This is a genomic window from Pseudomonas sp. RGB (genome assembly GCF_007713445.1).
In the GTDB taxonomy this organism is placed as follows: Bacteria; Pseudomonadota; Gammaproteobacteria; order Pseudomonadales; family Pseudomonadaceae; genus Aquipseudomonas.
This window is the reverse complement of record NZ_VMSH01000023.1, coordinates 36,742-43,530: the sequence shown is the minus strand read 5'-3', so window position 1 is coordinate 43,530 and position 6,789 is coordinate 36,742. Positions and strand designations below refer to the sequence as shown.

Here is a 6,789-nt window from a genome sequence, read left to right as displayed (position 1 = left end):
GTGACCCGCTGTAAGAGCGGAACCCTAAGTGGCCGTGACCGCAGCAACGGATATGTACACCAGACATCCCATTTGACTCCCCTCCCACCCCCATGCTCTCCTACACACCTTGTTTCGGGTGCCCTTCACAGGGTGAAACGGGAAACCGGTGACTTATGCCTGCACATAAGAAGTCCGGTGCTGCCCCCGCAACGGTAAGCGAGCGAAGCGTCATAACCACTGTGCCTGTAAGGCATGGGAAGGCGATGCTTTTTAGACCCAGCGTCCCTCGCAAGCCCGGAGACCGGCCCGAAAAAATTCAGATAACAAACCCGCGGTGGGCGGGCGCTGTTCAGAACCCTGCGTGCCCGGCTCGCAGAGTTTTCATGCGCTCGTTTCACCCCGAAACCCGAAGGGACGCGCCCATGTCGATCATCAGCAGCACCTCGCACTCCGCCAGTAGCACCGCCACCCTGAGCCAACGCCTGACCGCCGCTATCGGTGCGTCGATCCTCGGCGCGTGCCTGGTGTATTTCGCCGGTTTCTCGCATATCGAGGCGGTGCACAACGCTGCCCACGATACCCGCCACAGCGCCGCGTTCCCGTGCCACTGAGACCTGCCGACATGATCAAGCGTATCGCCCAAACCGCAGGTTTCACCGGCTTGCTCGCCGCCCTGCTGCTGACCCTGCTGCAAAGTTTCTGGGTCGCCCCGCTGATTCTGCAGGCGGAAACCTTTGAAAACGCCCCTGCCGCTGCCGAAGTCGTGCCCCATGCACACGCTGAAGGCGCCGCCGCTCACACCCACGACGCCGAAGCCTGGGAGCCGGAAAACGGCTGGCAGCGCGTGCTGTCCACCACTGGCGGTAACTTGGTGGTTGCGGTCGGTTTCGCATTGATGCTGGCCGGCCTTTACACCTTGCGCGCGCCAACCCGCACCGCTCAAGGGCTGCTGTGGGGCTTGGCCGGTTACGCGACGTTTGTACTGGCACCGACCCTGGGCCTGCCACCCGAGTTGCCGGGCACCGCTGCCGCCGACCTGGCGCAGCGGCAGATCTGGTGGATCGGTACTGCGGCGTCCACGGCTGCGGGTATCGCGCTGCTGGTGTTTGGTCGCAACTGGCTGCTCAAAGTGCTGGGCGTGGCGATCCTGGCCGTGCCGCATGTGATCGGCGCGCCGCAACCTGAAGTGCATTCGATGCTGGCTCCAGAAGCATTGGAAGCCCAGTTCAAGATTGCCTCGCAACTGACCAACGTCGCCTTCTGGCTGGCACTGGGCCTGATCAGCGCCTGGCTGTTTCGCCGCAATCGCGACGATCAATACTCGGCATGACGCTGGTGGTAGGGCTGGGTTGCCAGCGCGGGTGTGATGTTCACACCCTGCTCGGCCTGTTTGACGCCGCCCTTGCCGAGGGCGGTATCGAGCGCCAGCGCATCACCGCGCTGGCCAGTATCGACCGCAAGCGCGATGAACCGGGGCTGCTTGCCCTGGCGCAAGTATTGAACCTGCCGTTGCAGTGTTTCAGCGCAACGCAATTGGCGGTGTTTGAACCGCGCCTCAGTCATAGATCTGCGGTCGCGTTTGCCCATACCGGCTGTTACGGCATCGCCGAAAGTGCCGCCCTGGCCTTGGCTGAACAGCTCTCCCACCGCCCCGCCCGCCTGCTGATCACGCGCAAAAAAGTCGCCCAGGCCACCTTTGCATTGGCCTGCGCCGGCTAAAAACCCGATAATCGCCCTTCTCGATCATGAGCAATCTTCATGCTCGCCCGTTTTTCAACAGGAATTTCCATGACCGTCTACTTCATCGGCGCAGGCCCCGGCGACCCGGAATTGATTACCGTCAAAGGCCAACGGTTGATCCGCAGTTGCCCGGTGATCATCTATGCCGGCTCATTGGTGCCAGCGGCGGTGTTGGACGGTCATCAGGCGGAACAGGTGGTCAACAGCGCCGAACTGCACCTGGAACAGATCATCGACTTGATCAAGGCTGCCCATGCCAAGGGCCAGGATGTGGCGCGCGTGCACTCCGGCGACCCCAGCCTGTACGGGGCGATTGGCGAGCAGATCCGCCATTTACGTGAGGCGGGCATTCCCTTCCAGATCATTCCAGGGGTCACGGCGGTGGCGGCCTGCGCTGCGCTGCTGGAGACCGAGCTGACCCTGCCGGACATCGCCCAGAGTGTGATCTTGACCCGTTACGCCGACAAAACCCGCATGCCGCCCGGTGAGGATTTCGACAGCCTGGCGCGCCACGGCACGACCATGGCGATTCACCTGGGCGTTAATCACCTGGCGAAGATCGTCGCCGAGCTGTTGCCGCACTATGGCGCGGATTGCCCGATTGCCGTGGTGCACCGGGCGACGTGGCCGGATCAGGATTGGGTGGTGGGTACGCTGAGTGATATTGCCGAGAAAGTGGCGGCTAAAGGCTTTCGGCGTACGGCGTTGATAGTGGTTGGGCGGGTGCTGGCGAATGACAGCTTCAGTGAATCCTCGCTGTACCGTGCAGGCCACGCGCACCTCTATCGCCCCTGAAGGGTGGGAGCTGGCTTGCCTGCGATAGCGGTGTATCAGTAACCGGACATGTCGACTGATCTGCCGTCATCGCAGGCAAGCCAGCTCCCACAGTTGATCTACTTTGTTAAGTAGATTGCGCAAGATACTGAATTTTAAGCATAAAAAAACGGCGCTCACGGGGCGCCGTTTTTTTGTTCGCAGCGAACACCTTACTCAGTAGTAGGCGTTTTCTTTCTGCGTGTGGTCGGTCACATCACGTACGCCCTTAAGCTCCGGAATGCGCTCGAGCAAGGTGCGCTCGATGCCTTCACGCAGGGTCACGTCCGCCTGGCCGCAGCCCTGGCAACCGCCGCCGAACTTGAGGACGGCGATGCCGTCTTCGACCACATCAATCAGGCTGACCTGACCGCCGTGGCTGGCCAGCCCCGGGTTGATCTCGGTTTGCAGGTAGTAGTTGATGCGCTCGTTGACCGGGCTGTCAGCGTTGACATTCGGCACCTTGGCGTTGGGCGCCTTGATGGTCAACTGGCCGCCCATGCGGTCGGTGGCGTAGTCGACCACGGCGTCGTCGAGGAAGGCTTCGCTGAAGTTGTCGATGTAGGCGGTGAAGCTTTTCAGCCCCAAGGCGGTGTCTTCAGGTTTCTCTTCTCCGGGCTTGCAGTAGGCGATGCAAGTCTCGGCGTATTGGGTGCCGGGCTGGGTGATAAAGACGCGGATGCCGATACCTGGGGTGTTCTGCTTGGACAGCAGGTCGGCCAGGTAATCGTGGGCGGCGTCGGTAATGGTTATGGCAGTCATGGAAACTCCTCACAGGCTTGCGGGCAGTTTACGCCAAATCATTACAGAGGTACAAAGTCCTAGTGTTTTTGTCGGGATAAACTCGACCGTTCGTCGCCATCAAACCAGCCTTTGAGCACGCGATAACTGCCCTGCTCCAGCCATCGGTAGCTGCCCATGGCGCTCAGGCCGATGATCACCACGCACACGGCCAGCACGGCATAGGGGTTCAAGCCGTAACGCTGGGCCAGATAGCCACCGGCCGAAAGCACCAACACGTGCAGCAAATACACCGAATAGGAGCAGTCCCCGAGCACTTTGAGCAGACGATAATTGACGAAGAATCGCTCAAGCGCCACGCACGCCACCACCAATACCGCGCTCGGCAGGCCCCAGGTCAAGGCGCGGGGCGAGGCCGGCCAATGATAGATCGCCAGCAGCGCTGCGGCGATTCCCAGCAGCGGCAGCCATAACCCCGGCCGAATCCAGCCCTTGCGGTAGAGCATGCCGATGCCGATGCCCATCAGAAATTCGACGACAATGTCCGAGCGATAGAACTCACTGATCCAGCCAAACGAGGTCCAGGCCTCGCAGACCGCAAACAGCAACGCCGCCACCACCAGCAGTCGCCATTGCCGACGGAACAGCAAGGCCCAGGCAAACAGCAGGTAAAAAAGCATCTCGTAGTTCAGCGCCCAACCGACGTTAAGGGTTGGGTAAACGCCATAACCACCGGGGTTTTGCGAAGGAATAAACAACAGCGACATCAACACATGGGCGGCATCGACGCTCTGGTCCGGCAACATTGGCCGGGCGACCACCACCAGTAACGCCATCAGCAGCGTGTAGAACCAGTAGGCCGGCACGATGCGCAGCAGACGGTACAACAGGAAGCGCCACGGCGGCAGGTCCTTGTCCTGGGTAGACAGGAAAATCACCAGGCCGCTGATGACAAAAAACACGTCCACGCCCGCGGCGCCCTTTTCGACAAATAACCTGCCCAAGGCCGTGTCCGCCTTGAAACCGAAGAAAATCTGCATGAAGTGGTGCCCTACCACCGTCCAGGCCGCCAGCGCGCGCAACGCCTGTACCGAGATCAACATTGTTTGCCGCCCTTCCCAACTCATCTAGATGAAGTTGGGACCATGGCGGACGGTCAAAGGTCGATCAAAGATTCTCGTAGCGGTTCATGTCGAGCACGCCTTCTTCCACCGGCGTGGTTTCGCGGATGTACTGCGACAAGTCGTGGAAATACTCCCAGAACAGCGGATGACTGCGGCGCACGCCCCAGCGATCGACGATCTTCTCGAAGCGCTTGGCGTCCTTGGCATTCTCCATCGCCGCCACAAACTCAGGCACTTCCTGCGCCGGAATATTGAACATGAAGTTCGGGTAGCTGCTGATCACGCAGGGGTAGATGGTCAGGGTATCCAGCCCCGGCTGATAGCGGTAAGCCTCGCCCAATAAAAACGCCACATTACTGTGCGCCCGGTTGCGCAGCATGCTGTAAACCACGCGTTTGCCGCTGGCCGTTTCAACGCGCAGCATGGTCGCTTCCGGCAACTGGTCGATCACCTTGAGCCCCGCCGCCGGCCTCGACGTCAGGCGACTAAGCGCCTGCTCCGCATCCTGCAACGCCGGCTCAATCCCGTCGCGCGAGCAATAGGCACTGGTGCAGCGGTTGATCGGATCCGGGCTGGCATTCAAATAGCCATAACGCGTCAGCAACTGCTTGGCAAAATCGCGCTTCGGGTCCTTTTCATCCAGGTGCAAGCCGCTCGGCTTGTCATCATCAATCGCTTCATAGTCCAGCCACAGCTTGAGCTTGCCGCTGTTCTGGTACCAATCATCCATAAAATCATCGCGGGTATCGGCCGGCATCAGACGCAGGAAGTTCTGCTCGGCGCCATTGCGGATCAGGTCGAAATACAGCCGGGTCTGGGCCTGGTGCGACACGTTGCCGAACACATCGAAGTTCACCGCCAACTGGTAATAAGTGCGCTCCAGCAACGGGTAATCGAACAACCACATCGTTTGCGGCACCTCGCCGATCAGGCCCTTGGTCACCGAGGCACTGTCGAAATGGCGGAAAATGCTCAACAAGGCATTGTCATTACCCGCCCACAGGGTCGACCAACTCGGCGGCGGCAAGTCTGCGTAGCTGTCACGGCGCAAGGCCTCGTACTGGTTGCGCTTGTCGCGATAGGCCAGCCACAGGCCGAGCACGCTGCCCACGTCGTCGTTCTGCCCCGGCATCGCCAGCAATGGCGTGGCCTGGCCGCGATAACGCGCATCGGTGATGTACAGGTCGTGGTCCGGGTCCTGGAACAGGGTCCAGAAATTATCGCGGATCACGTCCGTGGCGATCTGCCCACGGCACACCGGCCCGCGAATAAAGGTGCGCACGAAGTATTCGGCGTTATCGAGCATGAACTGGTAACGCGCCTTGGCCGGAATCGCCTCAAAGGTCTCGAACGGGTTGGCCCGGCGCCCCGGACCATAGCCCGGCAAGGCATTGACCTGCCAGTCACCGGCGTAGAACAGCGCCTTGATGCGGGCCATTTTCGCCGCGCTGAACGGGTACGTGATGTGCGTTTTGTGCACGATCACGCCCTGCACCGGCCAGAGGCGGTAATAAACCTGGGTGCCTGGATCATCGTTGGGCCGACGGGTGGCGATCAGATCAATCGGCTGGCCGCTCGGCGTGCGTGAACGCACCCATTGGAAGAAATGCCCCGGCTCGCCGTTCTCGAAGTAAATGTGCGCCAGGAACAAATGCTCATACAACCAGCGCGCAACCAGGCTTTCGCGGGCGCCGGGCTGGTTGAACAGGTTTTCCCACTGCTGCACCTGCAAGGCTTCCCTGGCGCTGGGCGCCAGGCCTTGCTCATCAATCGGTGCGCCGGATGCCAGCCAGCGCTGCAGCGTCTGGTATTGCTGGTCGGTCAGGCCGGTGACGGCCAGCGGCATGCCTTCCTTGGGATGCGCGCCGGCGTAGGCATTGAACTCGCCGGGCATGGCGCACAGGTTCTGGCGGTTCAGGCCCAGCATGATCTCGTCGGGCAGTTTGGCATTGGGTTCAAGTGGCGCGTTATGGCCCAACTCCAGCATGCGCGCCATCAATGCGGCCTGGCTGCCCTGGGCGTCCAGCACCGAGTAGAAGCCCTTCTGCTGCCAGGCCTGCTTGCCGAAGGCATCAGCGAACAACCGGGTGGTCGGTGCGGCCTGGCTGCGTTCGCCGTCGTAGACCGGCACTTTGGTCGCGCCGCGCGCCGCGCCCTCGGCACTGCCCAGGTTGAGCTGGCAGGCTGAGTCGTAACAGGCGTGGCAGGCCACGCACTTTTCGGTGAAGATCGGCTGGACGTCGCGGGTGTAAGAGATCGCCGGGGCGGGACTGTTTAGCGGTGAAGCCTGTGCATGAGCGCTGCTGGCTATCAAGGCCAGAACGGCGCTGATGATGAGGCGAAGTGACATGTATCCGGTCCCGATTCAATGCGTGCGATATAAAAGTGC

The 6,789-nt window shown here is 61.1% G+C and carries 7 protein-coding genes and 1 riboswitch; of the genes, 4 read left to right on the top strand and 3 right to left on the bottom strand.

Annotation, left to right across the window (positions count from 1 at the left end; genetic code table 11):
• The first annotated feature begins 99 nt into the window (after positions 1 to 99).
• A riboswitch (cobalamin riboswitch) is annotated at positions 100 to 307 on the top strand.
• 97 nt (positions 308 to 404) lie between these two features.
• The 4 genes from FPT15_RS27860 (at position 405) to cobM (ending at position 2,517) form a co-directional block, all read left to right on the top strand.
• Positions 405 to 593, top strand: a complete 189-nt coding sequence (locus tag FPT15_RS27860) for a CbtB-domain containing protein (RefSeq protein ID WP_032875937.1) — start codon at positions 405 to 407, stop codon at positions 591 to 593.
• Positions 594 to 604: 11 nt separating this feature from the next.
• Positions 605 to 1,312: a CbtA family protein gene (locus tag FPT15_RS27855; protein WP_145165987.1), complete on the top strand. Its 708-nt coding sequence runs from the start codon at positions 605 to 607 to the stop codon at positions 1,310 to 1,312.
• Complete coding sequence (locus tag FPT15_RS27850) at positions 1,309 to 1,701, top strand: cobalamin biosynthesis protein (protein ID WP_145165986.1); 393 nt, start codon at positions 1,309 to 1,311, stop codon at positions 1,699 to 1,701. Before FPT15_RS27855 ends, FPT15_RS27850 begins: the two co-directional genes overlap by 4 nt.
• A 69-nt stretch (positions 1,702 to 1,770) precedes the next feature.
• Positions 1,771 to 2,517 carry a precorrin-4 C(11)-methyltransferase gene (cobM, locus tag FPT15_RS27845; protein WP_145165985.1) on the top strand — a complete coding sequence of 249 codons (747 nt, stop codon included), beginning with the start codon at positions 1,771 to 1,773 and terminating at the stop codon, positions 2,515 to 2,517.
• Positions 2,518 to 2,712: 195 nt separating this feature from the next.
• Here cobM and nfuA read toward each other — a convergent pair whose 3' ends face one another.
• The 3 genes from nfuA to FPT15_RS27830 all read right to left on the bottom strand — a co-directional run bounded on the left by nfuA (position 2,713) and on the right by FPT15_RS27830 (position 6,750).
• Positions 2,713 to 3,297 (bottom strand): Fe-S biogenesis protein NfuA, encoded by a 585-nt coding sequence (gene nfuA, locus FPT15_RS27840; RefSeq protein WP_017136914.1) that lies wholly within the window; start codon positions 3,295 to 3,297, stop codon positions 2,713 to 2,715.
• A 59-nt stretch (positions 3,298 to 3,356) separates the two neighbouring features.
• Positions 3,357 to 4,379, bottom strand: coding sequence for an acyltransferase (locus FPT15_RS27835; RefSeq protein ID WP_145165984.1), 1,023 nt, complete (start codon positions 4,377 to 4,379; stop codon positions 3,357 to 3,359).
• Positions 4,380 to 4,443: 64 nt separating this feature from the next.
• Positions 4,444 to 6,750 (bottom strand): fatty acid cis/trans isomerase, encoded by a 2,307-nt coding sequence (locus FPT15_RS27830; RefSeq protein WP_145165983.1) that lies wholly within the window; start codon positions 6,748 to 6,750, stop codon positions 4,444 to 4,446.
• Positions 6,751 to 6,789: the final 39 nt, after the last annotated feature.

What these genes read in the sequence shown, in the direction of transcription:
- FPT15_RS27855 (WP_145165987.1), top strand. Translation starts at nt 605, where the DNA reads ATGATCAAGCGTATCGCCCAAACCGCAGGTTTCACCGGCTTGCTCGCC.
- FPT15_RS27860 (WP_032875937.1), top strand. Translation starts at nt 405, where the DNA reads ATGTCGATCATCAGCAGCACCTCGCACTCCGCCAGTAGCACCGCCACC.
- FPT15_RS27850 (WP_145165986.1), top strand. Translation starts at nt 1,309, where the DNA reads ATGACGCTGGTGGTAGGGCTGGGTTGCCAGCGCGGGTGTGATGTTCAC.
- FPT15_RS27830 (WP_145165983.1), bottom strand. Translation starts at nt 6,750, where the DNA reads ATGTCACTTCGCCTCATCATCAGCGCCGTTCTGGCCTTGATAGCCAGC.
- FPT15_RS27835 (WP_145165984.1), bottom strand. Translation starts at nt 4,379, where the DNA reads ATGTTGATCTCGGTACAGGCGTTGCGCGCGCTGGCGGCCTGGACGGTG.
- nfuA (WP_017136914.1), bottom strand. Translation starts at nt 3,297, where the DNA reads ATGACTGCCATAACCATTACCGACGCCGCCCACGATTACCTGGCCGAC.
- cobM (WP_145165985.1), top strand. Translation starts at nt 1,771, where the DNA reads ATGACCGTCTACTTCATCGGCGCAGGCCCCGGCGACCCGGAATTGATT.